This is a genomic window from Nocardia sp. NPDC050630, assembly GCF_044457245.1.
Lineage (GTDB): Bacteria > Actinomycetota > Actinomycetes > Mycobacteriales > Mycobacteriaceae > Nocardia.
In genome coordinates this window covers 474,222-500,138 of sequence record NZ_JBITGN010000004.1, presented here as the reverse complement: position 1 = coordinate 500,138, position 25,917 = coordinate 474,222, and the positions used below count along the sequence as shown (strand labels likewise).

Sequence of the window (25,917 nt, the reverse complement as noted above, 5' to 3'; positions counted from 1 at the left end):
GTCCGAGTCGTCGAAGCGCATGCGACGAAGTCGCGAGTCTCGACGGCTCGGACGCGAGACACCAGGGGGCCGCGAACACGCGGCGCCGCAGGCGCCGCAATCAGACAGAGTCCGCGAACACGCGCTGCGGAGCCGCGGCCAACAATTCAGTCGGTGACGTAACCGTTCAAGCTGCTGCGCAGATCGGCGAGCAGTGCACGGGCCGCGGTGAGTCCGTTACCGTGCCACACGGTGTCTTCGACCGCGAAGACGCGCTTATCGGCGGAGGCGCTGAGATCCTTCCAGGCATCGCTGCGCAGCACTGCCTTACCGTGCTGCTCACCGGTTTCGCCCGCGAAGATGACGTAGATGATGTCGCCCTCGACCTTGGTCAGATCCTGTTCGGTCACCTCGAATGAGGTGCCGCGCTGCGCGGTCGGCCGCTGCACGCCCACATCGGCGAGGACCTGTCCCGCGAAACTATTGCTGCCTTGGACCTGATCCTGATCGGCCGTGAAGCGCACCACCGAGGCTTGGGACTGGCTGGCGCCCAGGGTATTACCGGTCTCGCGTGCTTCGTTGCGGTAGTTCTCCAATGCCGTTGCCGCGGCATTGCGACGCCCGAGACCGGCTGCGAGCGTGTTGAATTCGGCCTGCCAGCCGCTGGCGGGATCGGCCAGAACGGTCGGCGCGATCGCCTGCAACGCGGCGAAACCGCCTGGGCCACTGGATATATCGCCGACGATCAGATCCGGATGCAGGGCGGCGATCTGTCCGAGATCGGGCTGTACCGCCGAACCGACCGCGGGAATCTTCAGCACGCCGTAACCGAGATACATGGGCTGCGAGCGGGGTCCGTCGATCGGAACCGCGCCGACGACCCGTTCCCACAGGCCGACCGCGCAGGCGGCGTCCAAGGCGGAGGTGGACAACACCACGACGCGCTGCGGATCCGCGGGCACTTCCGAGGTGCCCGCGGCGTGGGTGACGGTGCGGGTCTTGCCGTTCGACGGATCGGGTGCGCTCGGCAGCGGACAGGCCTGCGAGGTGTCGCGCTCGAGGCCTACTACACCCGCGCCCGCGATATTCGTCGTGGTGCGAATGATCGAGCTGGCGTCGTCCTGCTGACTGCAGCCCGCGACCAGCAATGCGGCGCAGAGCAGGGCGACCGCGGTGCCCCCGTGCCGGACCGCGTGATTCCTGGCGGTGTCGTATCGGCGGAAGTCTGTGCGGTTTCGGGTGCGAACAAGAGCGCTCACCGGCATGCGGGTGAGGGTACCGCGTGGTGTGGGTGCCGGGACGCGAAGGCCACCACCGCGCGCATGCCGCGTCCGCGCCGGAGCGGCGGGCCGCGCGGAATCCTGCTGTCCTACAGCGGATTCCGTGCGGTCGATCGGCTACTTCGTATTGCCGCCGATGCTGAAACGTGCCCCGGTCGGGTCGGCGACCTGCGCGATCCGGCCGTAGGGGGTGTCCTCGGGCTGGGCCAGCACGGTGCCGCCCAACTCGACGACCTTGGCTACGGCCGCGTCGACGTCATCGGCGCCGAAGTAGATCTTCCAACCCGCCGGTACGCCCTTGGGCAGGTATGCCGAGGCATCCATGACACCGCCGAGCATCGGGGTGGTGGCGTGGATGGTGGTGTAGCGGAACTCCGGGGAGTCGGAGATGGCGAAGGTATCGTTCCAGCCGAAGACCTCGCGGTAGAAGTCGAGCGAGCGCGCGTAATCACGGGTGTGGAGTTCGAACCAGGACGGGATGCCGACGTGGTCGCTCCATTTGCCGCCCGAGGCGATGCCGATGGTCTCGAAACCGCCGAAGGTGCCGGGTTGCCAGATACCGACGCCCGCGCCGCCGACATCGCCGAGCACGGCCATCGCGCCGAGGTCGCCCACATCCATGGGTGGCACGACGACCACGCCGCCGTGCGCAGCGGCCGCATCTGCGGTGGCCTTGGCATCGGGCGAGGCGAGGTAGACCGTCCATTGGTCGGGTCCCTCGACTCCGTCCTTGCTCTTGCCCATGCCACCCGCGACGGCCTTTCCGTCCTTGCGGAAGGTGATGTAGCCGCCGAATTCCTCGTCCGCGCGATCGGCGGTCCAGCCGAACAACTGGCCGTAGAAGTCAATGGCACCGTCTGGATCAGAGGTGTAGACGTCGACCCAGCAGGGATCGCCGGTCTTTGGTGCGGGCCCACCGGTTGCCCGACTGCCGCCGCTCATCGAATCACTACGCGATGCTGTACTCATCAAGGATCTCCTTGCCGAGAGAGTGGATCACTGTCACCGATAGAGACGTCGGCGGGTCGGGAAAGTCATCGCACGCGCCGCGGCCGAATGCAGATTGTCGCCGTAGTTGCCCGCAGCGTGAAATACGACGCAGAGTAGGACCCGTGCGGATCGCCGCGACAGCACCGTTTACGATCTCAGGAGCGCAAGCGAACTCCTCGTCTGTCCCCGGTTGTGGGGCGGATGCGAGCAGCGGAGCCTGCGGAGCGACCTAAAGGCACCTTTCAGGAGGATCAGTGACTGCCGTAGAGCCAAAGCCAGTCCCTCAGTTGGAAGCGACTCGGCCGTATCCGGCTCGGACCGGGCCGAAGGGCTCGTTCATCGTCAAGATGGTCACCACCACCGACCCCAAGGTCCTCGGTGTCATGTACCTGACCACCTCGATGGCGTTCTTCCTCATCGGTGGTCTGATGGCCCTGCTGATGCGTGGTGAGCTGGCGCGGCCGGGTCTGCAGTTCCTGTCTCCGGAGCAGTTCAACCAGCTGTTCACCATGCACGGCACGATCATGCTGCTGTTCTACGCGACCGCGATCGTGTTCGGCTTCGCCAATATCGTGCTGCCGCTGCAGATCGGCGCACCCGACGTCGCCTTCCCGCGACTGAATGCCTTCAGCTACTGGCTGTACGCATTCGGCGCGACCATGGCGACCGCGGGCTTCATTACCCCCGGCGGCGCCGCGGACTTCGGGTGGACGGCGTACGTGCCGCTGACCGATATCCTGCACTCGCCCGGCGTGGGCACCGACCTGTGGATCCTCGGCCTTGCGGTCTCCGGTCTGGGCACCATCCTCGGTGGCGTCAACATGCTGACCACCGTGGTCTGCCTGCGTGCCCCCGGCATGACCATGTTCCGGCTGCCGATCTTCACCTGGAACATCGCCGTCACCAGCGTCTTGGTGCTGCTCGCCTTCCCGCTGCTGACCGCCGCGCTGTTCGGCTTGGCCTACGACCGCCACCTCGGTGGCCACATCTACGATCCGGCCACCGGCGGCATCCTGCTCTACCAGCACCTGTTCTGGTTCTTCGGCCACCCCGAGGTGTACATCATCGCGCTGCCGTTCTTCGGCATCGTTTCGGAGATCTTCCCGGTCTTCTCCCGTAAGCCGATCTTCGGTTACACCACATTGGTCTACGCGACCCTGGGAATCGCGGCGCTGTCGATCGCGGTGTGGGCGCACCACATGTACGCCACCGGTGCGGTGCTGCTGCCGTACTTCTCGTTCATGACCTTCCTGATCGCCGTCCCGACCGGTGTGAAGTTCTTCAACTGGATCGGCACCATGTGGCGCGGCCAGCTCACCTTCGAGACGCCGATGCTGTTCTCCCTCGGCTTCCTGGTCACCTTCCTCTTCGGCGGCCTGTCCGGCGTCATCCTGGCCAGCCCGCCCCTGGACTTCCACGTCACCGACTCGTACTTCGTCGTAGCCCACTTCCACTATGTGCTCTTCGGCACCATCGTGTTCGCCACCTACGCCGGTATCTACTTCTGGTTCCCGAAGATCACCGGACGCATGCTGGACGAGCGCCTGGGCAAATGGCACTTCTGGACCACCTTCATCGGCTTCCACACCACCTTCCTGGTGCAGCACTGGCTCGGCGCCGAAGGTATGCCGCGCCGCTACGCCGACTACCTGCCCGGTGACGGGTTCACCACGCTGAACACCATTTCCACCATCGGTGCCTTCATCCTGGGCGCGTCGATGCTGCCGTTCATCTGGAATGTGTTCAAGAGCTACCGTTACGGCGAGGTCGTCACGGTGGATGATCCGTGGGGTTACGGCAACTCACTGGAGTGGGCCACCACCTGCCCGCCGCCGCGGCACAACTTCTACGAACTGCCGCGCATCCGTTCCGAGCGTCCCGCTTTCGAACTGCACTACCCGCACATGGTGGAGCGGATGCGGGCCGAGGCACATGTCGGCTGGGGCTCGGGCAAACATGCCACCGAGGTACACGAAGGCGCCCTGGCAAAGCACTAGGCGCAGTAGCGTCACCACGATGAGTCGTGCACCTGCTGGTATCAGTGGGTGCACACTCATTTGTGGGAGAAGCATCAACCGGAGCGTTGCGACATCGGGGTCCAGCACAGCTCCGGCAAACAACTAACTTGGAGCACCTCAGTTGGCCGACACCACCGTCCTCGCCACCGTCACCGGACCCGACCGGCCCGGTGTGACCTCCGTGCTGCTCGCGGCGATGTCGCGGCATCACGTGAGCCTGCTGGATGTGGAGCAGGTCGTCATCCGTGGCCGATTGACCCTCGGCGTGCTTGTCACCTGCCCGAGTGATCCCGAGGCGCTGCAGGACGAGCTCGAAGAGGCGATGAATACCGTCGGTATGCATGTCGATGTCGAAGTCGACGCGCAGATCGGCAGGCAGCCGATGTCCACCCATGCGGTGGTCATCCTCGGCGCGCCGGTGACCGCGCGCGCATTCAGTTCGGTCTCGCGCCAGCTCGCCGCGCTCGGCGCCAATATCGACACCATCCGCGGCATTGCCGACTACCCGGTGACCGGCATGGAACTCATGGTTACCGCCACCGATACCGGCCCGGATTCCGATGCCAGGCTGCGCACGGCGCTGGCCGAGGTCGCGGTCGCCGAACAGGTCGACGTCGCGGTGGAGCGGGCCGGACTGGCCCGCCGGGGCAAACGACTGATCGTCTTCGATGTCGATTCGACCCTGATTCAGGGCGAGGTGATCGAGATGCTCGCCGCACACGCCGGGGTAGAGGATCAGGTCCGCGAGGTCACCGAGGCGGCCATGCGCGGCGAAATCGACTTCGCCGAGTCACTGCGTCAGCGGGTCGCGACCCTCGAGGGGCTGGACGAATCGGTGATCGAGGAGGTCGCGGAGCGGATCGAGCTGACGCCGGGCGCGCGCACCACCATCCGAACCTTGCGCCGCATCGGGTTCCGCTGCGGTGTGGTGTCGGGCGGCTTCCGGCAAGTGATCGAACCACTCGCGCATGAGCTGGAATTGGACTTCGTGCAGGCCAATACGCTCGAGGTTGTGGACGGCAAGCTCACCGGCCGGGTAGTCGGAGAAATCGTCGACCGTGCCTTCAAGGCCACTGCGCTGCGCAAGTTCGCCGCGGAGGCGGGGGTGCCGATGGAGCAGACCGTGGCGGTCGGCGACGGTGCCAACGACATCGACATGCTCAATGCGGCCGGGCTCGGTGTCGCCTTCAATGCGAAGCCGGCGTTGCGCGAGGTCGCCGATGCGGCTCTCTCGCACCCCTACTTGGACGCCGTCCTGTTCATCCTCGGCGTGACCCGCGACGAGGTGGAGGCTGCCGATGCACGCGACGGCGGAATACGTCGCGTGCCGCTCGTCGGCAGCTGACTCACGTCCGGCGATTATCTCCGGAGGATGTGGTGCTGGAAGTCGCTCCAGACGGTTCGGCGTACAGGACTCGAGCGGGAATTCGGCGGGCTTCACGAAACTTGCACTCGAGTGCGACCAGCCGAGAGAGGTCGCGTCCGCGCAGCATGTCGACGATCGAGGTGGAGTGATGTCGAGTATCCCGGAGAGCACCGCCGGATTCCGGGACGGTGGTACGGCGGAGCCCGAATTGTCAACGGGTGTCGAGGGTTTCCGCATTCGACATGCGGAACTGGCGCGCGGTTACGGCGGTCTCGGCGATCCCGAGGATCCCGCCCTGGTGCAGGCCATGCAGATGGTGCTGCACATTCCGAAGGTCGATCCGCCGCGACGCACTGCGCTGCTGGAGGCCGCTGCGGCGGCCACGGTGGCGCTGTGCCTGGATGAGCGGGTCGGACCTGAGGGGGTGTGGGAGCAGCGGTTCCTGGCCTGGAAGCGGTCCCGGATCCGCAAGGTGGCGCGGCGGGCGCGCGGTGCGCAGTGGCTGGCCGCCGATGAGGTCGACGGGGTGACCGTCGAGGTGGATGGTGCGCAGGCGCGGGCCTTCGTGCCGGGGCCGGTCGGTGCGGTCGACCCGCGGATCAGGCGGCTGCAGATCAATGGCACCGATCTCGAACACGACGATCCCGGACCCGCCGATCCCGACCTGCCGGTGCTGTGGGTGAATGCGAAGCTCGGCATGACGCTCGGCAAGGCCGCAGCGCAGGTCGGTCACGCCAGCATGTTGCTCGCCGGTGCGCTTACCGCGGAGGAGGCGCTGCGGTGGTCGCAGCGCGAGTTCCGATGCGCGGTGCGCGAATCCGGACCGCAGCGGTGGGCGTCGCTGTGCGAGCAGGTGTCTCGCGGACAGGCCGTCGCGGTCCGGGACGCCGGTTTCACCGAGGTCGCGCCGGGTTCGATAACTGTGATCGCGGTACCGGGACAATCATGATTGCCCGCTGGCAATGATCGTCGCGCGGATGTTCGGCTGCACCGATGAGTCCCCTGAAAATCCGCCACGAGCGGTGCGCCCACCGGCCGCGGCGGCCTGTCTTCGCGGCCGAATGGCCACGTCATGGCTACCGGCATGGGTCGGTCGTACGAACAGCGCGCATTTGGGCCAAGATGGAGCCCGTGCCGCAACCGGATCCCGATCTGCTCATTGATTTCACCGACGTGACCATCCGACGTTCGGGTCACACCCTCGTCGGCCCGGTCACCTGGCAGGTCGAGCTCGACGAACGCTGGGTGGTCCTCGGACCCAATGGCGCGGGCAAGACCTCGCTGCTCCGCATGGCCGCCGCCGAAGTGCATCCGACCTCGGGCATTGCCCATCTGCTCGGTGAAGTCATCGGCAAAACCGATGTCAGCGAGCTACGACCGCGCATCGGCTGGTCCTCGGCCGCGGTGGCCAGCCGGATTCCGCGCGAGGAGAAGGTCAGCGATCTGGTGGTCTCCGCCGGGTACGCGGTCCTCGGCCGCTGGCGCGAGCGTTATGACGATGTCGATACCGACCGCGCCATCGATATGCTCGAAAGTCTCGGAGCCGAACATCTTTCCGATCGCACCTACGGAACGTTGTCCGAGGGGGAGCGCAAGCGGGTGCTGATCGCGCGCGCGATGATGACCGATCCGGAGCTGCTGTTGCTCGACGAGCCCGCCGCCGGGCTCGATCTGGGCGGTCGCGAGGAATTGGTGGAACGTCTCGGCGATCTGGCATCGGATCCCGATTCCCCCGCCATGGTCCTGGTGACCCACCATGTCGAGGAGATTCCGCCGGGCTTCACCCATGGCCTGCTGCTGAACGAGGGCGCGGTCGTCGCACAGGGGTTGCTGCCGGATGTGCTGACCGCCGAGAACCTGAGCGAGGCGTTCCGACAGTCGATCGCGCTGGATCGCGTCGACGGTCGGTACTTCGCGCGGCGCGCGCGTCGTTTGGGGCGGCACCGTTCGCGCTGACGTCATACGAGTGATCTGGATTACGCCGTAAAACAAGCACGCGTTAGGGTGCAAGAGTGAGCGGGCGTGAATCAGCAACAGAGCGCGCAATCGCGCATGACAGAGCCGAGCGTGAGCGAGGTGCGGTCGTGCGCGGGCGTCAGCGAGTGAGCCGTCAGCACAAAGCGCGATCGCGCATGACGGCGCCGGATGTCAGCGCGGCACGGTCATGAGCGAGACGAACGCGCAGCAGCCGATTCCGTCGCTGAGGGACGCGTCGACGGTGATGTTGGTGCGTGACGGTGCCACCGGTCCCGAGGTATTCCTGCAGCGCCGGGTCGGGGCGATGGCCTTCGCCGCCGGTATGACCGTTTTCCCCGGCGGCGGTGTCGATCCGTCCGACGGCACCGCCGATATCGAATGGGCCGGACCCGAACCCGCTTGGTGGGCCGCGAAATTCGGCACCACCGAACCGAGGGCCAAGGCGCTGGTGGCCGCCGCCGTACGCGAAACCTTCGAGGAATGCGGTGTGCTGCTGGCCGGGCCGACCGGCGAAACCATCGTCTCCGATACCACCGGCTACCACGATGCCCGTGCTCGGCTGGAGCGGCGTGAGGTCTCGCTCGCGGCCTTCCTCGCCGAGGAGAAACTGGTGCTGCGCGCGGATCTGCTGCGGCCGTGGGCGAATTGGATCACCCCGGTGATCGAGCCGCGGCGCTACGACACCCGGTTCTTCGTCGCGGTCCTGCCGCAAGGACAACTCGCCGACGGTGCCACTTCCGAGGCAGCCGAGGTGCAATGGCGCACCGCGGCGGAGGCGCTCGAGCGTTGGCGCGCTGGCAGCGATGTGCTGTTGCCGCCGACCTGGTCGCAGCTCGACGCCATTGCCGAATTCGCTTCCACCGCGGAGATTCTGGCCGTCGACCGGGTGATCGAACCGATCATGCCGGTGCTCACCGGTGACAACGGGCGCCAGGTGCTCGAATTCCCCGAAAACCAGCGCTACTTCGCCGGATTGCCGGATACCAGCAGGCTCCGGGGATCCGCGCGTCCGTGAGGCAGTAGGTTTCCTGCCATGGCCGAATTCGTGACCCTGGAGTTGCCCGAGGATCCCGCCGTCCGCGGCGTTGCCGTCCTCCGGATCGACCGCCCGCCGCTGAACTTGCTGAACGCACAGCTGGTTCGGGAGGTGGCCGAGGCGGCGGCGGTTGTCGCCGCGCACCCCGGGGTAGCGGCATTGGTCGTCTACGGCGATGAGCGGGTCTTCTGCGCGGGCGATGACCTCGTCGAACTCTCCGGGCTCGGCCCGGATCAAGCCGCAGCCATGGCCGCCGATCTGCAGGTGGCACTGGGCTGCCTTGCCAAGGTGCCCCAGCCCACCGTCGCCGCGATCAGCGGCTACTGCCTCGGTGGCGGTCTGGAACTCGCCCTTTCCGCCGACCGCCGCATCGTCGGCGACAATGTCAAACTCGGCCTGCCGCAAATCAAAGCGGGCCTCATCCCGCTCGCGGGCATCCGCCGCCTGTCCCTACTGATCGGCCCCGGCCCCGCCAAAGACCTCGTCTACACCGGCCGCTTCCTCGAGGCCGAAGAGGCCCGCACGCTCGGCCTGGTCGACGAAGTCGTCGCCCCCGACGATGTCTACACCACCGCCCTGCGCTGGGCCCGACAATTCACCGACGCCCCGACCCGAGCCCTCGCCGCCGCCAAGTCCGTCTTCGAGGCAGGCCCCCACGGCCTGGACCGCGCCCGCACCGAATGGACCACCCTCTTCACCACCGACGACCGCCGCATCGGCACAGAGTCCTACCTTGCCGACGGCCCAGGTTCGGCAACGTTCGTCGGACGCTGACTCCATCGGTCGAGTGCGATCGACGGCTTCGTCCGGCTGACGCTTCGGCGTGTTTGTCGTTACTGCTCGGTAGCTCAGGTTTTGCGGTGCTGCGGTCGGTTGCCTCGGGATTGGGCGAGCCGAGTGCCGGCGTGGGGCATAAACAGGAACATGTTCCTGGGTGGTGGGTGGGGTGACTTCCGCAGCGCTCGATGATCGTGAGCCCCGCTCGAGCCCCAGGTTGCTGGCCGCATCCGGGGTAGTCGGCGACGCGCGGGTAGATCATCGGGCAGGATCAAAACCAGAACGAGTCTCGGGTTAAGTGACGGCAAGCCGAAATCAGGGTCCTGCTCACTGGTCCGCTGCACACGTGCGGCGCGGGGTTGGCTAGGCTTGCCCACCATGACGGTCCACCCCGATGACCCGGCGCCGAACCCGCATGCCACCGAGGCCGAGGTCGAAGCAGCGCTGAAGGATACGAAGCTCGCCCAGGTGCTCTATCACGACTGGGAAGCCGAGACCTATGACGACAAATGGTCGATTTCCTATGACGAGCGCTGTATCGACTATGCCCGCGGCCGGTTCGACGCCGCGGTCGGCCCGGCGCCGCTGCCGTACGAGCGTGCGCTGGAACTGGGCTGTGGCACCGGTTTCTTCCTGCTGAACCTCATGCAGGGCGGCATCGCGAAGTCCGGTTCGGTCACCGACCTGTCGCCGGGGATGGTGAAGGTCGCACTGCGCAATGCCGAGAACCTCGGGCTCGATGTCGACGGCCGTGTCGCCGATGCCGAGACCATCCCGTACGAGGACGACACCTTCGATCTCGTCGTCGGCCACGCGGTGCTGCACCACATCCCGGATGTGGAACTGGCGCTCAAGGAGTGCCTGCGTGTGCTGAAGCCGGGCGGACGTTTCGTCTTCGCCGGCGAACCGACCACCGCGGGCAACTTCTACGCTCGCTGGCTCGGCCGCATCACCTGGAAGGCCACCACCACCGTGACCAAGCTGCCCGCACTGTCGGGTTGGCGGCGTCCGCAAGCTGAACTGGACGAGTCCTCGCGCGCCGCGGCGCTGGAGGCGGTCGTCGACCTGCACACCTTCGATCCGAGCGACCTGGAGGCCATGGCCCGGCGTGCCGGTGCGACCGACGTCAAGGCGAGCACCGAGGAATTCGCGGCGGCGCTGTGGGGCTGGCCGGTGCGCACCTTCGAGGCGGCCGTGCCGGACGAGAAACTCACCATGGGCTACCGGATGGCCATGTACCGCGCGTGGCTGCGGCTGAGCTGGTTGGACGAGAACGTCATGCGCCGGGTGGTGCCGCGCCAGTTCTTCTACAACGCCATGATCACCGGCGTGAAGCCGGGCGCCGCCGCCAAGTAGTGGGTTACCGCTTCGGTCGCGAGGATGTCGTCTTCCTCGGCAGTGCGGCGGGTACCGCCGCGCTGACCGAGGTGGACCGGCTGGAGCTGACTCCCGCGACGCACCTGCGCGATTTGGAACGGGTGCGTCGCGAATTCGGCGAGCGGTCGGGGGCTCTCGTCGAAACGGTGCGCCTGCGCCGTCGTGCGGCGGCCAAACTCGTCGATACCGAGCAATGGCTGTTCACCGATGACGCGCTGCAACAGGCGACACCGACGCTGGTCGCCCGCCACCGTGCCACCCGCCTGTCCGGACGCGCCGTACACGATGTGACCTGCTCGATCGGCGCGGAACTCGCCGAGTTGGCCCGCACCTGCCCTTCCGTACTCGGCAGCGACCTCGACGACGTGCGCCTGTCCATGGCCGCACACAATCTCGCCGCATTCCGAAATGTCCTGCTGGCCAAGGCCGATGCCCTTGTCCCGACCAGTACCGGCACCGTAGTCATCGCCGATCCCGCCCGCCGCGCGGACGGCCGCCGCACCCACGATCCGGCCAAACTGCAACCGCCGCTTCCGGATCTGCTTGCCGCTTATCCCGGCCGCGACCTAGCCGTAAAGTGCGCTCCCGGACTGGATTTCGACCGCCTGAACTGGTCGGGCGAGATCGAGGTCGTCTCCCTCGACGGCGCGGTCCGCGAAGCCTGCCTGTGGTCAGCAGGTCTTTGCGACCCCGGCACAACGCGCCGTGCGACAGTCCTCACCTCCCGTGGCGAATCCGCCACCTACACCGACGCCGCCCCCGATGAGATTCCGCAACAGCCCCCCGGCGAGTGGATCATCGACCCCGACGGCGCCATCGTCCGCGCAGGCTTGGTCCGCCACTACGCCGCCGAACACGGTCTCTGGCAACTGGACCCGCAAATCGCCTACCTGACCGGCAACACCGTCCCTCGAGGCGTCCGCGGCTTCCGCATCCTCGACCGTCTCGAATTCCGCGAAAAATCCCTCCGCCAAGAACTGACCCGCCGCAACTGTGGCCCCCTGGAAATCCGCATCCGCGGCCTCGACATAGACCCCGACACCCTCCGCAAACGCCTCAAGCTCCGCGGCACCACCCCCTACACCCTCATCCTCACCCGCCTATCTCGTACCGCCGCCGCCTTCCTCTGCACCTAACCCCCCGGGAATGCACCTCAACCACCGGGAATGCACTTGCGCCACCGATAATGCACTGGCGGCGCCCCCGGTCCCGACGCAGACACGTGGCAATCAAGGCCCCAGAACTGCGCCCGCCCCCACACAGCGCCGTTGCCTTCTCGGCCCGGCCACCCCGTGCTAGCTGCGTCGAGAATGTAATGGGGCCGGGCCACTTCGGTGTTCGCCGCGACCAGCGCCTGGTGATCACGGGACCAGGACCGCGCTGCAACCAAACCGCACGCGACGCCGTCGACTAGCCCGTGGCCCCTCGCGCTCGCCGGCGTCGAGAATGCCACATGCTCTCGACAACCAGCAGCGCCTACCGCTCGGGCTTGAAGGTGAAGACTTCGCCTATCCGGGTCGCAAGGACTACCTCGCCCTTGGGGCCGATGGAGGTGCCGGTGGTGGTGCCCTTCGCGTTCGGGAGGACATCCGAGTCGACGGTTGTGCCGGTTTTGGTGTCGAAGGTGATCAGGTTGATGCCATCGCCGATGGCGGCGGCCGTGTAGCCGGTGTCACCCGCGGTTTGCACGGGGATGCCGCGTAGGGTGAGATCCTTACGTTCCCAAGCGATTTCGGCGGTATCGCCCTTATCGCGCAGTGCGAGCAGGTGGCCGTCGTCGCCCGCCGGGATGATCAGGCCGTCGCTGGAGACCGAAATGCCGCCGCGCGGAGCCCAATCCAGCGGCTGCACCCATTTGGTGCGACCGTCGGCGGCATCGACCGCGATGAGGCGCTTGGAATTGTCGCCGATGTAGACGGTGCGGCCGTCGGCGGACAGCGTCGGACTGGTCGCGCTGCCCTCGGTCAGCAGGTCCGCGCTCCATTCCTGCTGAATCTTATTGTCGGCGTAACGCAATGCGACCAGTGCGGCAACCGGCTTGCCCGGCTTCCACAGCGTGACGAAGAAGCGGCCGCTGGACACCTCGATCGGCGAGATATTGGCGACCGGGCACTGCGGCCCGCCGACCGCGCAGTCGTCCAGACCCTGACCGGATGCGGGGCGGATGAGGTCCGGGTACTCCAGGAAATCGGGGTCGCCGAGCAGTTGGGCGGTGCCGACGACGCGCTCGCCGGTCTGGCGGCTCAGCACATCCATCTGACCGGACTGGGTGACCGTCAGGATGTTCCCGTCACCGGTGAATTGCGCCGAAACCGGCACGCCCGCAACGGGAGTCCGCCAACGCGGCTGTCCGATGGAGTTGAACGCATTGACCCCGCTGTCGTCACCGACGTAGACATTGGTCCCGCTGTCGACCACCGACGGCGCGGAGATCGCATTCGGTCCCAGCGCGTTGCAGAAGCGCTTGCGGCCGGTCGGCATCTGCAGCGAGAGAATGGCGCAGTTGTTGGGGGCCGACGTGGTGAGGAACATTTGCCCGTCCGGGCCGATTGTCAAGGGTTCCTCGATCGGCCCACCGACCGGTCGTGACCAGCTCAGTGATAGCTTCCGCGAGCCGGTGACCGGGCTGACGCCACTGTTGCGGCCGCCGTTGTGCGCGGTGGTCCAGCCTTTGCCGGATCCGACGGTGATGTCGTCGACATCGGTACCGCAGCCCGTCAGTATCAGGGCCCCGATGGCCGCCACCGCACCCAGTCGGGACAGGGTCAGCCCGCGCGCCGGATTGGCCAGTACGCCGCCGCTTCGCACCTGCTGCACTCCTGTCGTCGTGGACGTGACCGAAAGCGTGTCCGCCCCCCGGGTACGTGCACCGCCCAAGTCGGGTTGCCCGCGTGGAGGTTCGCCGCCGTCGGCGGCGCAGCGATCACTGTACGGGAGGGGCTGCCGACGTTGTACGGGTCCCGGCGGTGTTTGTCGACCGGATAAGCTCTAAGCCGTCGCGACCGGGACGGTCGCCATGGAAGGACCACGACAGGAGATGAGTTCGTGACGAGCATGTGGGGCGCACCGTTGCGCTCGCGGTGGCGCGGCTCGCGCCGCCGGGATCCGCAGCAAGCGCGATTTCTGACGCTGGCTTCGCTGCGCTGGGTCCTCGCGAACAAGGCGTACACGCCTTGGTACCTGGTGCGGTACTACCGGCTGTTCAAATTCAAGGCGGCCAACCCGCATATCGTGCTGCGCGGCATGGTCTTCCTCGGCAAGCGCGTCGAAATCCACGCGACCCCTGAACTGGGCCGGATGGAGATCGGACGCTGGGTGCATATCGGCGACGGCAACGCCATTCGCTGCCATGAGGGTTCGCTGCGGATCGGCGACAAGGTCGTCTTCGGCAAGGACAATGTGGTCAACACCTACCTCGATATCGAGATCGGTGAATCCACGCTGGTCGCGGACTGGTGCTACATCTGCGACTTCGATCACCGCATGGACGACATCAATATGCCGATCAAGGATCAGGGCATCGTCAAGAGCCCGGTCCGCATCGGTCCGGACACCTGGATCGCCGCCAAGGTGACCGTGCTGCGCGAAACCCGCGTCGGCCGCGGCTGTGTGCTGGGCGCGCACGCGGTGGTCAAGGGCGAGATTCCGGACTACAGCATTGCCGTCGGGGCACCCGCCAAGGTTGTCAAGAATCGCAAGGCGACTTGGGAGGCCGGAGCCGAGGAGCGCGCCAAATACATTGCCGCGCTGGAAGATATCGAGCGCAAGAAGAACGGCGCCACCCAGTCGGTCTAAATACCATCGAGCCCCGGGATCCGGACTGGACCCGGGGTTCGTGTTATTTCGGACGTCGGGCGTCGGTGCCAGTCGGTACGGTCACGGCATGAACAGGTACGCGGCGCTGTTGCGCGGGATCATGCCGACGAACCCCAATATGAAGGGGGAGAAGCTGCGCGGGGTGTTCGAGGGACTCGGATTCGAGAAGGTCGCCACGGTATTGGCCAGTGGGAATGTGGTATTCCGTACCGCGGACACCGATATCGCGAAGTTGGAAGCCCGCATCCAGGACGCGCTGAACAGCGAACTCGGAATTCCAGGCGGCACCGTCGTGCGCACCTACGACGAACTGCGCGAGCTGCTCGATACTGATCCGTTTCCGGGCCTGACCCACGGTCGCGGCACCTACCTCACCGCGACCTTCCTCAAACAGGCACCGCCGAACGTTGCCGAAGAGCTGCGCGAACACTCCGAACCCGGCGTCCGGATCGTCGGCTACGACGCGGCGGCCCGCGTCGTCCTCGCGGTCATCGACAACACCGAACCGCGCACCCCGAACTTCATGGCCTGGATGGAGAAGACCTACAGCAAGGAGATCACCACCCGCACGTGGCTCACCGTCCAGAAGATCGTCAAGAAGATGGAGAGCTAGCGCTACTTCGGATCCCGCTCGGGGAGGGGGCGTTCGATGATGGTGGGGCGGCCGAGGGGGTTGCGGACGCGGCGTTTGGCCGAGGAGTAGACCAGGGCGGTTTCGGCGGCCACCACATCCCAGGCGAAGTCGGCGGTGAGGCGTTCGCGGGCGGCATAGGCGCGGTCCTGGGCGGCGGCCGGATCGTCGAGGGTGGCGCGCACCGCTTCGACGATGCCGTCCACGTCCGCCGGTTCGAACGACGCGCCGGTGACGCCGTCGATGACGGCCTCGCCGAGACCGCCAGCGGTGGAGGTGATCAGCGGAGTACCGGCGGCGGCGGCTTCGAGTGCGACGATTCCGAAGGGTTCGTAGCGGCTCGGCAGCACGATGGCATCGGCGCCGTGCAACCAGCCGAGCAGTTCCTCGTGATCGAGCTGACCGGCGAAGGTCACCGCCCGCGCGACCCGATGCACCCGGGTGCGTTCGCGCAGCCATTCGAACTGGGTGCCGATACCGGCGACGGTCAGTGTGGTGCCGGGGTGGGCGCGGCGAATGCGTGGCAGCGCGGCGATCGCGTCCTGCACGCCCTTCTCGTACTCGAGTCGACCCACGTAGAGCAGACGCGGCGGGCCGGTACGCGGTGCGCGCGGCCGAAAAGTCCAGGCGCCCACATCGATTCCATTGCGGATCACCGTCATCGGTACCCGCTCGGGCCCATAGAGCCGCTCCACCTCGTTCTGCATGGACGTGGAGCAGGTGATCAGGGCATCCGATTCATTGGCCAGCCACCACTCGACCGAATGCACCTGCTTATTGACCCGACCCGAGACCCACCCGCTGTGCCGCCCTGCCTCGGTGGCGTGGATGGTCGACACCAGCGGCACGTCGTAGTACTCGGCCAGCGCGATCGCCGGATGCGCGACCAGCCAATCGTGTGCGTGCACGACATCCGGGACCCAGCCGTCGCCGATGCCGGGCTTGCCGAGTGCGACACCCGCGCGCACCATGGCGTGGCCCATGGCCAGCGTCCAGGCGAGCATGTCCTCGCCGAAGTCGAAACACGGCGGATCCTCCGCGACCGCGACCACCAGCACGCCCTCGGCGATGAAGGAGTGGGTGGGGTGGGTCACGGAGTCGGTGCCGGAGGGGCGGCGGGCGAGCACGACAACTTCGTGACCGGCCGCGGCCAGTTCGACTGCCAGGTGATGCACATGGCGGCCCAACCCACCGACCACAACCGGTGGGTACTCCCACGACACCATCAAGATCTTCATGAATGTCCTTATCAGGCGGAGTCTCGGTCCGCGATCGCCAGCCGCCGTGCGTCCAAACTCGGGAAGAACCCGTCGGCCGCCCCCCATCCTGCCGCCAACTGGTGTGCTTTGGCGACTTGGCCCGCGCCGACGGCGGCCGCTATTTCCCGCACGGCGTGGGCGTGTCGGTGCGCGCGGTCGCGTGCGTAGCCGGCCGCGGAGTCCTTGCTGACCATGAATGCCCAGTCGCTGGAGACGGTGAGGATGGCCTCGCGCAGCAGCTGATCGGCGACCGGGTCGCGCAGTGCGGGGCCGCCGTCCGCAGCGCGCATTTTGTCGACCGTATCGAGGGTGAGCCGGACTATATCGTCGTTCAGTTCGACCAGGTCTTCGACCTGGTCACCGGCCCACACTCGCCAATCCTTACCCGAACCCCAGGACGAATCGGCCAGCGGCACCGGTTCGCCAACGAACCCACGCGCCCTGGCATCGGCCAGGGTGCCGACCGTGACGCCAGCCTCGGGCAGTGCCCGTAGCACCTTGGCCAGCCACTGTGGGCCCTCATGCCACCAGTGTCCGAACAATTCGGTATCGAATGCGGCGACGACCAGGGCCGGACGTCCGATCCGCGCCGATTCGTCGATCAGTCGTTCGCGCACGGTACGCACGAAATCGTCGACATCGCGAACCACCGCCGCGGCCGCCAGTTCCGGGTCGTACGGGGCCTTGTCCGGACCGGCGATCGTTTTGCCGGTGACGCGGGCGGGCTTGAGACCCGTGGCATGGTCATAGTGATGAAAGTCACGGTAGGCGCTCTGCCCCGGATAGCCGGACTTGGGCGACCAAACCCGGTAGCTCACTTGCAGATCGCGCCCGAAGGCCACCACATCCGATTCCCGGACCGGGCGGCCGAGGGTGGTATCGCCGCGCAAGGCGGGCCCGTCGACCATGAAATGCGTCACACCGGCGGCCGCGTATCCGGTCTCCATGTCGGGGGTGTAGCCGCACTCGGGTGCCCAGATGCCGGTCGGGGTGTGACCCCAACGGTGTCTGGCATCGATCAGACCCTCGCTGAGCTGGAACGCGCGTAACCGCGGGTGCAGCAGGGGCTGGAACGGATGCGCGAGCGGGCCGCCGAGTAGTTCGATGGCCTCGGCGTCGATCAGCTGCCGCCACACCGGCGCCGCGCCATGGCGCCAGTGCAGTTCGAATTCCGCGAGTGCCGCCGCGGCCAGCCGGTGCTCATGTCTGCCGAGCGCGATATTGCCCGCCATCGCGGCTTCGTCGGCGCGCAGCTGCCAATTGCCGAGCCAATGATGCATGCCCGCAAGACAATGTGGATCATCGAGCTGGGCGGCGAGCACCGGTGTGATGCCGAGGCTGAGCAGATGCGAATGACCCTCCGCGGCAAGGGTTCTCAGTACATCGACGACCGGAAGGTAAGAGGCTGCCCAGGATTGGTAGAGCCATTCCTCGCCGACTGGCCAGCGGCCGTGGTGGGCCAGCCAGGGCAGGTGGGAATGCAGGACCAGGGTGAACTGGCCCGGAACTTCTTGTCTACTCAAGGCTTCACCGCGATGGCGACCAGGTCGAGGCTCGCATCGATGTCCTCGGTGCTCAGTGCGAAATCATCGATGGCGACCGCTGCGACATCTGCGGTCAGCTCAGCGGGCCACGGCTGTCCGGCCAGCGCGCGCTCGATCTGTGCATCGATGAACGAACCACCGTGTTTGGCATCCAGCGCCTTCAGCGTCGGCCCGTGGTGCACACCGGTCATGAGCGTGACTCGGAAACCCGCGTCGACGAGCAGTTCGGTGAGTTCGTCGGCATTGAGTTCACGGGTGTGGAACGGGTTGAGCGGGGTATCGCGGCCGGGGGAGAAGGTGATCCGGTTCGGCGTGCTGATCAGCAGCTCGCCGCCGGGACGCAGCACCCGCAGGCACTCCCGGATGAACTGGCCCTGGTCCCAGAGGTGTTCGATCACTTGAAAATTCACCACGACATCGACCGACTCGTCCTCCAACGGCAGCGCGGCGAGATTGCCCTGGATCATCTCCACTCGCGGATAACGCGCGCGCACGTGCTCGACCGCACTGGTGTCGTAGTCGAGACCGATCACTTTGGTGGCCACATCGGCGATCATGTTCGCGCCGTAACCCTCACCGGATCCGGCCTCCAGCACCGTCTTTCCGGCGCATCGCTCGAGCAGGCGCGCATAGACGATCTCGTGCCGACGGAACCAGTAGTTCTCCTCGGCGATGCCGGGTACGGTCCGCTCGCCGGTCAGCGGCAACGGCTCCAAGGCCGACTCGGGAGTAATGCCCGGGGTGGTGCCCACTGCGGCAGGGATCACAGCCTCGCTCATCGCTCCGACGTTACTGGTACGGCGGCCGCACATTATCGCCAGGATCGCTGTTGTGAGAGAGAAGCAACTAAGTTACCCATGGGTAACTTAACGTAGGGTAGTGTCACGCCCTGAGCTACCAACAAGGACGTACGGCGCCGTTCGTGCGACCACCACACCCGTGTAACCAAGAACAGGAGGTCGACGAAGACCGATGCCGAACATCGTCGTACTCATCAAGCAGGTTCCCGACACCTGGTCCGAGCGCAAGCTGACCGACGGTGATTTCACCCTCGATCGCGAAGCCGCCGACGCCGTTCTCGACGAGATCAACGAGCGCGCCGTCGAAGAAGCGCTGCTGATCAAGGAGGCCCAGGGCGGCGAGGTCACCGTGCTGGCCGCCGGTCCGGACCGGGCCACCGAGGCCATCCGCAAGGCGCTGTCCATGGGTGCCGACAAGGCCATCCACATCAACGATCCGGCGATCCACGGCTCCGACGCCGTGCAGACCGCCTGGGTCCTTGCCAGCGCGCTGGGCCAGGTCGAGGGTGTCGAGCTGGTCATCGCGGGCAACGAGGCCACCGACGGTCGTTCCGGTGCGGTCCCCGCGATCATCGCCGAGTACCTGGGCCTGCCGCAGCTGACGCATCTGCGCAAGCTGACCGTCGACGGTGACAAGATCACCGGCGAGCGCGAGACCGACGAGGGTGTGTTCAAGCTGGAGGCCACCCTCCCGGCCATCGTCAGTGTCACCGAGAAGATCAACGAGCCGCGCTTCCCGTCCTTCAAGGGCATCATGGCCGCGAAGAAGAAGGAAGTGCAGACCTTCACGCTGGCCGACCTGGGCGTCGACCCGTCGACCGTCGGTGTCGCCAACGCGGGCACCGCCGTCACCGCGGCCACCCCGAAGCCCCCGCGCACCGCGGGCGAGAAGATCGCGGACGAGGGCGACGGCGGTACCAAGATCGCCGCGTACCTGGTTGGTCAGAAGATCATCTGATCCCGCCCGAGACTGCTTAGGAGAGAACACAAATGGCAGAAGTACTTGTGCTCGTCGAGCACGCCGACGGTGCGATCAAGAAGGTCAGCACCGAACTGCTCACCGCCGCGAGCACACTCGGTGAGCCCGCCGCCGTCGTGACCGGCCCGGCCGGTACCGGTGAGAAGCTGGCCGACGCGCTGGCCGCCGCGGGCGCCGCGAAGATCTACATCGCCGAATCCGACGATGTCGAGAACTTCCTGGTCACCCCGAAGGTCGATGTGCTCGCGGGTCTGGTCGAGTCGATTTCCCCGGCCGCCGTGATCGTCGCCGCCACCGCCGAGGGCAAGGAGGTGTCGGGCCGCCTCGCCGCGCGCATCGGCTCCGGCCTGCTCGTCGATGTCATCGACGTCAAGTCCGACGGTTCGGTCGTGCACTCCATCTTCGGTGGCGCGTTCACCGTCGACGCCAAGGCCACCGGCGATGTGCCGGTGATCTCGGTGCGCCCGGGCGCCGTCGAGGCCACCGCCTCGGCCGGTGCGGGTGAGAAGGTGACCGTCGAGGTACCCGCACAAGAAGAGGGCGTCGTGAAGGTGACCTCGCGCGAGCCGATCATCGGTGGCGACCGTCCGGAGCTCACCGAGGCGAGCATCGTCGTCTCCGGTGGTCGCGGTGTCGGTTCCGCCGACAACTTCGCGGTCGTCGAGGCGCTGGCCGATTCGCTCGGCGCCGCCGTCGGCGCCTCGCGGGCCGCGGTCGACTCCGGCTACTACCCGGGCCAGTTCCAGGTCGGGCAGACCGGTAAGACGGTCTCCCCGCAGCTCTACATCGCCCTCGGCATCTCCGGTGCCATCCAGCATCGCGCCGGTATGCAGACCTCGAAGACCATCGTCGCGGTCAACAAGGACGAAGAGGCCCCGATCTTCGAGATCGCCGACTACGGCATCGTCGGCGACCTGTTCAATGTCGCCCCGCAGCTGACCGAGGCTGTGAAGGCGCACAAGGGCTAGTCCGCGTCCCCGAATATTCAGGCGGATCGGTCAGACCCGGGGTGAGTTGTGTTTCCGGCCTGCGGGATCTCGGTTAGCTGGGTCAGCCCGTCCCCGGTGAGTTACCCCTGACTCGCCAAATCTGTTGTTGCGTAATGCGGCAACAGGTTTGGCGAGTCTTTGCGTTTCTGGGGAAACTCGCGACCACGTCCAGGTGGGATAACCTGCGGTTATGGCTGTTCCTACGACTCGGATGCTGGTGCTCGCCGTGGTGCGGCTGCTTGCGCCGGTGCACGGTTATGACGTTCGGCGCGAGTTGTTGTCGTGGCGGGCGGACAATTGGGCGAATGTGAAGCCGGGCTCGGTGTACGGCGCGCTGAATACCTTGCAGCGCGACGGGCTCATCGCGGTGGAGGGCGTCGGACAGGACGGTGCGCGACCGGAGCGCACGACCTATCGGCTCACCGCCGAGGGGGAGAAGGTTTTTGCCCAGATGTTGCGCGAAGCCCTGTGGGATGCCGAGCAGCCGAAGCATCCGTACGCCGCGGCGGTCGCGCTACTGCCGCAGGCACCTCGGGACGAGGTCATCGCCGCGCTGCGCAGTCGGATCAAGAAATTCGAGGCCGAACTCGATCAGTTCGATCGCGAGGAGCGTCGCGTGATGGCCGGTAGCGGCGATCCAGCGGAGACCGAACCGCATCATGTCGCCGACGCGATCCGGTTGGCCTCCGAGCATGTCCGTGCCGATCTGCGCTGGTCGCAGAAAACATTGGAGCGTATCGAAAGTGGCGAGTTGGAGATCTGGGATCGGTTCCCGACGCGGCTGGACGGCCGCAGTGCGATCATCGACTGATCAAGACTGAATAGTAAAGCTTGACTATTTGATCGATCGTTTCTACCGTTGTTCGGGTGGAAACGATCGATTCGGTTCGCGATCGCACCCGCACCTCGGTGATCCGGGTGCGCGGGCTGGCGCGGACGTTCGAAACCAAAACCGGCCCCGTCCAAGCGGTTACGGGCGTCGACTTCGATGTGTACGACGGTGAGATCCTCGGTCTGCTCGGCCCCAACGGCGCGGGTAAGACCACGACGCTGCGAATGCTCAGCACCCTGATCGCCCCGACCGAGGGTGAGGCGGTCATCTCCGACGCTGATCTACGGGCCGAACAGCGGACCGTGCGTTCGCGCATCGGTTACGTCGCCCAAGGCGGAATGACCAATGACGATGCGCTGGTCATCGATGAATTGGTGCTGCAGGCAAGGCTTTTCGGGCTGAGCAAGGCGCAGGCGGGCCGCAATGCCGAAGAACTGCTCGTCGCGCTCGACCTGGACGGACTCGGCAGGCGCAAATGCAATCAGCTCTCCGGCGGTCAGCGCCGCCGTGTCGATATCGCGCTCGGGCTGGTGCACGGCCCGAGACTGATCTATCTCGACGAGCCGACCAGCGGCCTGGATCCGCAGAGCCGCGCGAATCTGTGGAAGCACATCCGGCGCCTGCGCGAGCAGGGCACCACGGTCGTGCTCACCACTCACTATCTGGACGAGGCCGACGCACTATGTGATCGCCTGCTGATCATGGACCACGGCGGCATCGTCGCCGAGGGTTCGCCCGATGAACTCAAGCGCCGCATCTCCGGTGACGTGGTGAGCTTCGAAATCGATGACGACCACGTGGATCTCGCGATCCAGGTCGCCCGATCGGTGCTCGAAGTGCGTTCGCTGGTGCGCTCGGAAGATACGGGTGCGGACCGGATCGGCGCGACGCTGGTGCATCTCACCGTGGATCGCGGCGACGCCGCGGTCGTACCTCTGTTGCGTGCCATGGACGAGCGCGGTCTCGCACCGGGTGCGCTCACTGTCAAACGTCCCAGCCTCGATGATGTCTTCCTCACCATCACGGGGCGTTCGCTGCGGGAGGCGAGTCACTCATGAGGTTCATGCGCGAGACCGGACTGATCTTCTGGTCCCAACTGCGGAGCAATCTGCGAAATCCGGTGTGGGTCTTGATCGGGCTTTCCCAGCCGGTGCTGTACCTGGTGCTATTCGGGCCGTTGGTCAAGGGCATCGCGCCGGCGCTCGGCACGGATGCCGATCCGTGGAAGCTGCTCACGCCCGCGCTGGTCATTCAGACCGGACTGTTCGGCGCCATCTATGTCGGATTCAGCATTGTGGCGGAATTGCGCGCGGGGGTGGTCGAACGACAGCGGGTCACGCCCGCGAGCCGGGGCGCACTGCTGACCGGACGCGTGCTCAAAGACATGGTCGTGCTGGTGGTGCAGGCTCTGGTGCTCGTCGGAGTTGCCATGGCTGCCTTCGGGGTACGACCGGATCCACTCGGCGTTGTGCTGTCGGTCCTGTTGATCGCGGTAATGGCAGCCGGTTTGGCGGCCGCGTCCTATGCGCTGGGTTTGTGGGCCAAATCCGAGGATGTGCTGGCCTCGGTGCTCAATAGTCTCGCGGTGCCGCTGATGCTGCTGTCCGGGATTCTGCTGCCGTTGAGCGTCGGGCCGAGCTGGTTGCGCACGATCGGGAAGGTGAATCCGTTCTCGCACACCGTCGATGCGGCCAGGGCACTGTTCCGCGGTGACTTCGGCGCATCCGAGGTGTACCTCGGGACCGGGCTCACACTGGCCGTCGCCGCGGTGGCGATGGTGATCGGGGCGCGCGGTTTCACCCGCGAGAACGCCTGACACCGATGTCGCTGAGATCTGCTCGGTGACGGCGGATCTCAGCGGCGGTGCAGCCCCGCCAGCAGCGTAGTGAGGATCGGGGAGCGGCGGGCATCGCTGCGCAGGACCGCGGAGACCGGAATGCGTAGTCGGTGCTCGGCGAGGTGCAGCACGACCAGGCCCTCGGTCGGACTGTCGGCGTAGAGCACGGTCCAGGCGTCCGGGCGATTGATCAGTTCCATGGTCGCGGTGTGGTCCGGTGGAATCGGTGGACCGAAGGTGGGGCCCGCGGCTAGATCGGCGAAGGCGGCCCGAATCACATTGTGCAGCAGGACCTGTTCCTGCTCGGGCGGGAGCAGCAGCGGATACGGGCTCAGATCCGCCAGCGTCACCTGATCACGCGGGGCCAGCGGATGGGCGGCGGAAGTCGCGATGACGAGGTCCTCGATCCACAGCATCTCGACCGCCAGACCCGGCTCGTCGACACTGCCGCGGATGAGCGCGAGATCGCAGTCGCCGTCGGCTACCGCGGTGATCCGCTGCCGGAACGGTTTGATGACGAATTCGATCTCGGCATCCGGATGCGCGGCGCGCGCCCCGGCGATCGCGGACAGCGATCGGGTGGCGAAGGACATATTGGCGGCCAGCCGGATGCGGTGACCGGAGGTGCGCACGGTGGCGCGGATGGCCGACTCCAGACTGAGCATCTGTTTAGCCAGGGGAAGTAGCCGCATGGTCGCGTCGGTCGGCACAACGGCCCTGGTAGAGCGCTCGAACAAGGTTACGCCGAGGTCACGCTCCAGCCGGGCGATCTGATGGCTGATCGCCGATTGGGAGATGTAGCAGCGGGCCGCGGCCCTGCTGAAACTCAGCTCCTCGCACACCGCGACGAAGTAGGTGAGCTGGCGAAGCTCCACTTGATCTCCAATTCATGAGCAATCCAGATAAGAGTCATATCTATTATGCGCCTGAACACCTGAAATATCTGCGGATCGAATGACGGTTGGTAATGAGAGAAGGAGGCTGTCATGGAACACGCAGATGTTGTCATCGTTGGATCGGGATTCGGGGGGCTTGCCGCCGCTAAGCAGTTGGCCAAATCGGGCATTAGTTACGTTCTTATCTCGAGCACTCCGGAGCATCTCTTCCAACCGTTGCTCTACCAGGTCGCGACAGGTGTGCTGGCCTCGCACGAGATCGCTCCGCCGATCGCCTCGGTGCTGCGTAGGCATAAAGAGGCCGATGTCCGGCTCGGCAAGGTCGTCGCCATCGACGCCGACAACGCGGTGCTCACCTATGAGCACGACGGCGCGCGCACCCAGATCCGGTACGGCTCACTGATCGCCGCCACCGGCGCCTCGCAGTCGTACTTCGGCCGCGATGACTTCGCGGACAAGACGTTTTCGCTCAAGACCATCGACGATGCGAAGTTGCTGCGCGCACAGATCGAACGGGTCTTCACCGAGGCCGAGGACGCGGATGCGGAGACCCGCAAGCGACTGCTGAGCTTTGTGGTGGTCGGCGCGGGCGCGACCGGTGTCGAAGTTGCCGGTCAGCTGAAGGAACTCGCGAAACGGCATTACCACCAAGAGGTTTCGGTGACCCTGGTCGAGGGTGCGGGCGAGGTGCTGCCGCCCTTCGGTGGCGGACTCTCGGAATATGCGAAGGCGTCGCTGACCAAGAGCGGCGTCGAGGTGCTGCTCGGCACGTTCGTGACCGATATCGAATACGGCAAGGTGACCGTCAAGGATAAGCAGGGCCATGAGCGCCGTATCGCTGCCGAGACGGTGGTCTGGTCGGCGGGTGTGCAGGCCGGCGGATTCGCGCGGATCCTGGCCGAAGCCACCGGCTGCGAAACCGACCGGGCCGGAAGGCTTTTGATCAACCCGGATCTGACCGTCGGCGGACATGCCGATATCTACGCGATCGGCGATATGACCTCGCTCAACGGCTATCCGGGCCAGTCGCCGGTCGCCATGCAGGAGGGCAGGCACGCCGCCGACATCATTCGCCGCAAGCAGCTCCCCGGCACCCCGTTCAAGTACTGGGACAAGGGCAGCATGGCGGTGATCAGCCGGTTCAGCGCGGTGGTGAAACTCAACGAGCACATCACCTTCCGCGGCGTCATCGCCTGGACCATGTGGCTCGCGGTGCATCTGCTCTACCTGGTCGGGTTCCGCAACCGCTTCGCCGCCGTGGCCTCGTGGCTGGTCGCCTTCATCGGCACGGGTCGTCCCGGTTTTGACGAGGTGGACGCGGCCCGAGAGCCCGAACGTCTGCCGGAGCGCGATGCCGCTTGATCCACTCCGACATCGCGTCGGGTCGATGTGACCCGACGCGGTCCCGCATCTTCGGGTGGTCGCCACCGCAACGACTGATTTCCTGAGGCGCACCTGAGTCTGCCCTGAAGACGCGGGGAGGCGGCCAAGCTCATCATCTCGTTCACCGAACCGGCATCGCGGCGACACTTCG

The 25,917-nt window shown here is 66.2% G+C and carries 23 protein-coding genes; 16 read left to right on the top strand and 7 right to left on the bottom strand.

Features of this window, described 5'->3' with window-relative positions; translation table 11 throughout:
* Positions 1-146: 146 nt before the first annotated feature.
* Both ACIBG0_RS14900 and ACIBG0_RS14895 read right to left on the bottom strand, forming a co-directional pair.
* Positions 147-1,244 (bottom strand): ABC transporter substrate-binding protein, encoded by a 1,098-nt coding sequence (locus ACIBG0_RS14900; RefSeq protein WP_397032660.1) that lies wholly within the window; start codon positions 1,242-1,244, stop codon positions 147-149.
* Between the two features lie 132 nt (positions 1,245-1,376).
* On the bottom strand, positions 1,377-2,201 hold the full coding sequence (locus ACIBG0_RS14895; RefSeq protein WP_397032712.1) for a VOC family protein: 825 nt from the start codon (positions 2,199-2,201) through the stop codon (positions 1,377-1,379).
* A 302-nt stretch (positions 2,202-2,503) separates the two neighbouring features.
* On the opposite strand from ACIBG0_RS14895, the gene ctaD reads away from it, so the two are divergent.
* The 8 genes from ctaD (at position 2,504) to ACIBG0_RS14855 (ending at position 11,936) form a co-directional block, all read left to right on the top strand.
* The gene (ctaD, locus tag ACIBG0_RS14890; RefSeq protein WP_397032658.1) at positions 2,504-4,246 is read left to right on the top strand and encodes a cytochrome c oxidase subunit I; all 1,743 of its coding nucleotides are present in this window, start codon (positions 2,504-2,506) and stop codon (positions 4,244-4,246) included.
* Positions 4,247-4,388: 142 nt separating this feature from the next.
* Positions 4,389-5,612, top strand: a complete 1,224-nt coding sequence (gene serB, locus ACIBG0_RS14885) for a phosphoserine phosphatase SerB (protein WP_397032656.1) — start codon at positions 4,389-4,391, stop codon at positions 5,610-5,612.
* Between the two features lie 169 nt (positions 5,613-5,781).
* Complete coding sequence (locus ACIBG0_RS14880) at positions 5,782-6,582, top strand: peptidyl-tRNA hydrolase (protein ID WP_397032654.1); 801 nt, start codon at positions 5,782-5,784, stop codon at positions 6,580-6,582.
* 173 nt (positions 6,583-6,755) lie between these two features.
* A complete protein-coding gene (locus tag ACIBG0_RS14875) occupies positions 6,756-7,589 on the top strand; it encodes an ABC transporter ATP-binding protein (protein WP_397032710.1) in 834 nt (277 codons plus the stop codon).
* 208 nt (positions 7,590-7,797) lie between these two features.
* Positions 7,798-8,625, top strand: a complete 828-nt coding sequence (locus ACIBG0_RS14870) for an NUDIX hydrolase (RefSeq protein ID WP_397032653.1) — start codon at positions 7,798-7,800, stop codon at positions 8,623-8,625.
* Positions 8,626-8,643: 18 nt separating this feature from the next.
* Positions 8,644-9,420 (top strand): enoyl-CoA hydratase-related protein, encoded by a 777-nt coding sequence (locus ACIBG0_RS14865; RefSeq protein WP_397032652.1) that lies wholly within the window; start codon positions 8,644-8,646, stop codon positions 9,418-9,420.
* A 381-nt stretch (positions 9,421-9,801) separates the two neighbouring features.
* On the top strand, positions 9,802-10,779 hold the full coding sequence (locus ACIBG0_RS14860) for a class I SAM-dependent methyltransferase (protein WP_397032650.1): 978 nt from the start codon (positions 9,802-9,804) through the stop codon (positions 10,777-10,779).
* The gene (locus ACIBG0_RS14855) at positions 10,779-11,936 is read left to right on the top strand and encodes a class I SAM-dependent methyltransferase (RefSeq protein WP_397032648.1); all 1,158 of its coding nucleotides are present in this window, start codon (positions 10,779-10,781) and stop codon (positions 11,934-11,936) included. The genes ACIBG0_RS14860 and ACIBG0_RS14855 overlap by 1 nt, the downstream gene beginning before the upstream one ends.
* Before the next feature lie 340 nt (positions 11,937-12,276).
* Here ACIBG0_RS14855 and ACIBG0_RS14850 read toward each other — a convergent pair whose 3' ends face one another.
* Positions 12,277-13,608: a PQQ-binding-like beta-propeller repeat protein gene (locus ACIBG0_RS14850; protein ID WP_397032646.1), complete on the bottom strand. Its 1,332-nt coding sequence runs from the start codon at positions 13,606-13,608 to the stop codon at positions 12,277-12,279.
* A 237-nt stretch (positions 13,609-13,845) separates the two neighbouring features.
* On the opposite strand from ACIBG0_RS14850, the gene ACIBG0_RS14845 reads away from it, so the two are divergent.
* Both ACIBG0_RS14845 and ACIBG0_RS14840 read left to right on the top strand, forming a co-directional pair.
* On the top strand, positions 13,846-14,595 hold the full coding sequence (locus ACIBG0_RS14845; protein ID WP_397032644.1) for an acyltransferase: 750 nt from the start codon (positions 13,846-13,848) through the stop codon (positions 14,593-14,595).
* Between the two features lie 88 nt (positions 14,596-14,683).
* Positions 14,684-15,229: a DUF1697 domain-containing protein gene (locus ACIBG0_RS14840; RefSeq protein WP_397032643.1), complete on the top strand. Its 546-nt coding sequence runs from the start codon at positions 14,684-14,686 to the stop codon at positions 15,227-15,229.
* 2 nt (positions 15,230-15,231) lie between these two features.
* Here ACIBG0_RS14840 and ACIBG0_RS14835 read toward each other — a convergent pair whose 3' ends face one another.
* The 3 genes from ACIBG0_RS14835 to ACIBG0_RS14825 are packed head-to-tail and all read right to left on the bottom strand — an operon-like array spanning position 15,232 to position 18,829.
* A complete protein-coding gene (locus ACIBG0_RS14835) occupies positions 15,232-16,485 on the bottom strand; it encodes a glycosyltransferase family 4 protein (RefSeq protein ID WP_397032641.1) in 1,254 nt (417 codons plus the stop codon).
* Between the two features lie 11 nt (positions 16,486-16,496).
* Positions 16,497-18,029, bottom strand: coding sequence for a 1,4-alpha-glucan branching protein domain-containing protein (locus ACIBG0_RS14830; protein WP_397032639.1), 1,533 nt, complete (start codon positions 18,027-18,029; stop codon positions 16,497-16,499).
* On the bottom strand, positions 18,026-18,829 hold the full coding sequence (locus ACIBG0_RS14825; protein WP_397032638.1) for a class I SAM-dependent methyltransferase: 804 nt from the start codon (positions 18,827-18,829) through the stop codon (positions 18,026-18,028). Before ACIBG0_RS14825 ends, ACIBG0_RS14830 begins: the two co-directional genes overlap by 4 nt.
* A gap of 193 nt (positions 18,830-19,022) precedes the next feature.
* On the opposite strand from ACIBG0_RS14825, the gene ACIBG0_RS14820 reads away from it, so the two are divergent.
* From ACIBG0_RS14820 to ACIBG0_RS14800, 5 genes are all read left to right on the top strand, one after another.
* Positions 19,023-19,808 (top strand): electron transfer flavoprotein subunit beta/FixA family protein, encoded by a 786-nt coding sequence (locus ACIBG0_RS14820; RefSeq protein WP_062984976.1) that lies wholly within the window; start codon positions 19,023-19,025, stop codon positions 19,806-19,808.
* Positions 19,809-19,840: 32 nt separating this feature from the next.
* A complete protein-coding gene (locus ACIBG0_RS14815; RefSeq protein ID WP_397032636.1) occupies positions 19,841-20,797 on the top strand; it encodes an electron transfer flavoprotein subunit alpha/FixB family protein in 957 nt (318 codons plus the stop codon).
* 211 nt (positions 20,798-21,008) lie between these two features.
* Positions 21,009-21,629 carry a PadR family transcriptional regulator gene (locus ACIBG0_RS14810; RefSeq protein WP_397032634.1) on the top strand — a complete coding sequence of 207 codons (621 nt, stop codon included), beginning with the start codon at positions 21,009-21,011 and terminating at the stop codon, positions 21,627-21,629.
* 56 nt (positions 21,630-21,685) lie between these two features.
* Entirely contained in the window at positions 21,686-22,708 is a 1,023-nt protein-coding gene (locus ACIBG0_RS14805; protein WP_397032632.1) for an ATP-binding cassette domain-containing protein, read from the top strand.
* The gene (locus ACIBG0_RS14800; RefSeq protein WP_397032631.1) at positions 22,705-23,466 is read left to right on the top strand and encodes an ABC transporter permease; all 762 of its coding nucleotides are present in this window, start codon (positions 22,705-22,707) and stop codon (positions 23,464-23,466) included. Before ACIBG0_RS14805 ends, ACIBG0_RS14800 begins: the two co-directional genes overlap by 4 nt.
* Positions 23,467-23,504: 38 nt before the next feature.
* On the opposite strand, the gene ACIBG0_RS14795 is transcribed toward ACIBG0_RS14800, so the two are convergent.
* The gene (locus ACIBG0_RS14795; RefSeq protein WP_397032629.1) at positions 23,505-24,362 is read right to left on the bottom strand and encodes a LysR family transcriptional regulator; all 858 of its coding nucleotides are present in this window, start codon (positions 24,360-24,362) and stop codon (positions 23,505-23,507) included.
* A 111-nt stretch (positions 24,363-24,473) separates the two neighbouring features.
* Between ACIBG0_RS14795 and ACIBG0_RS14790 the strand changes: the two genes are divergently transcribed.
* Positions 24,474-25,745 carry an NAD(P)/FAD-dependent oxidoreductase gene (locus tag ACIBG0_RS14790; protein WP_397032627.1) on the top strand — a complete coding sequence of 424 codons (1,272 nt, stop codon included), beginning with the start codon at positions 24,474-24,476 and terminating at the stop codon, positions 25,743-25,745.
* Positions 25,746-25,917 lie beyond the last annotated feature (172 nt).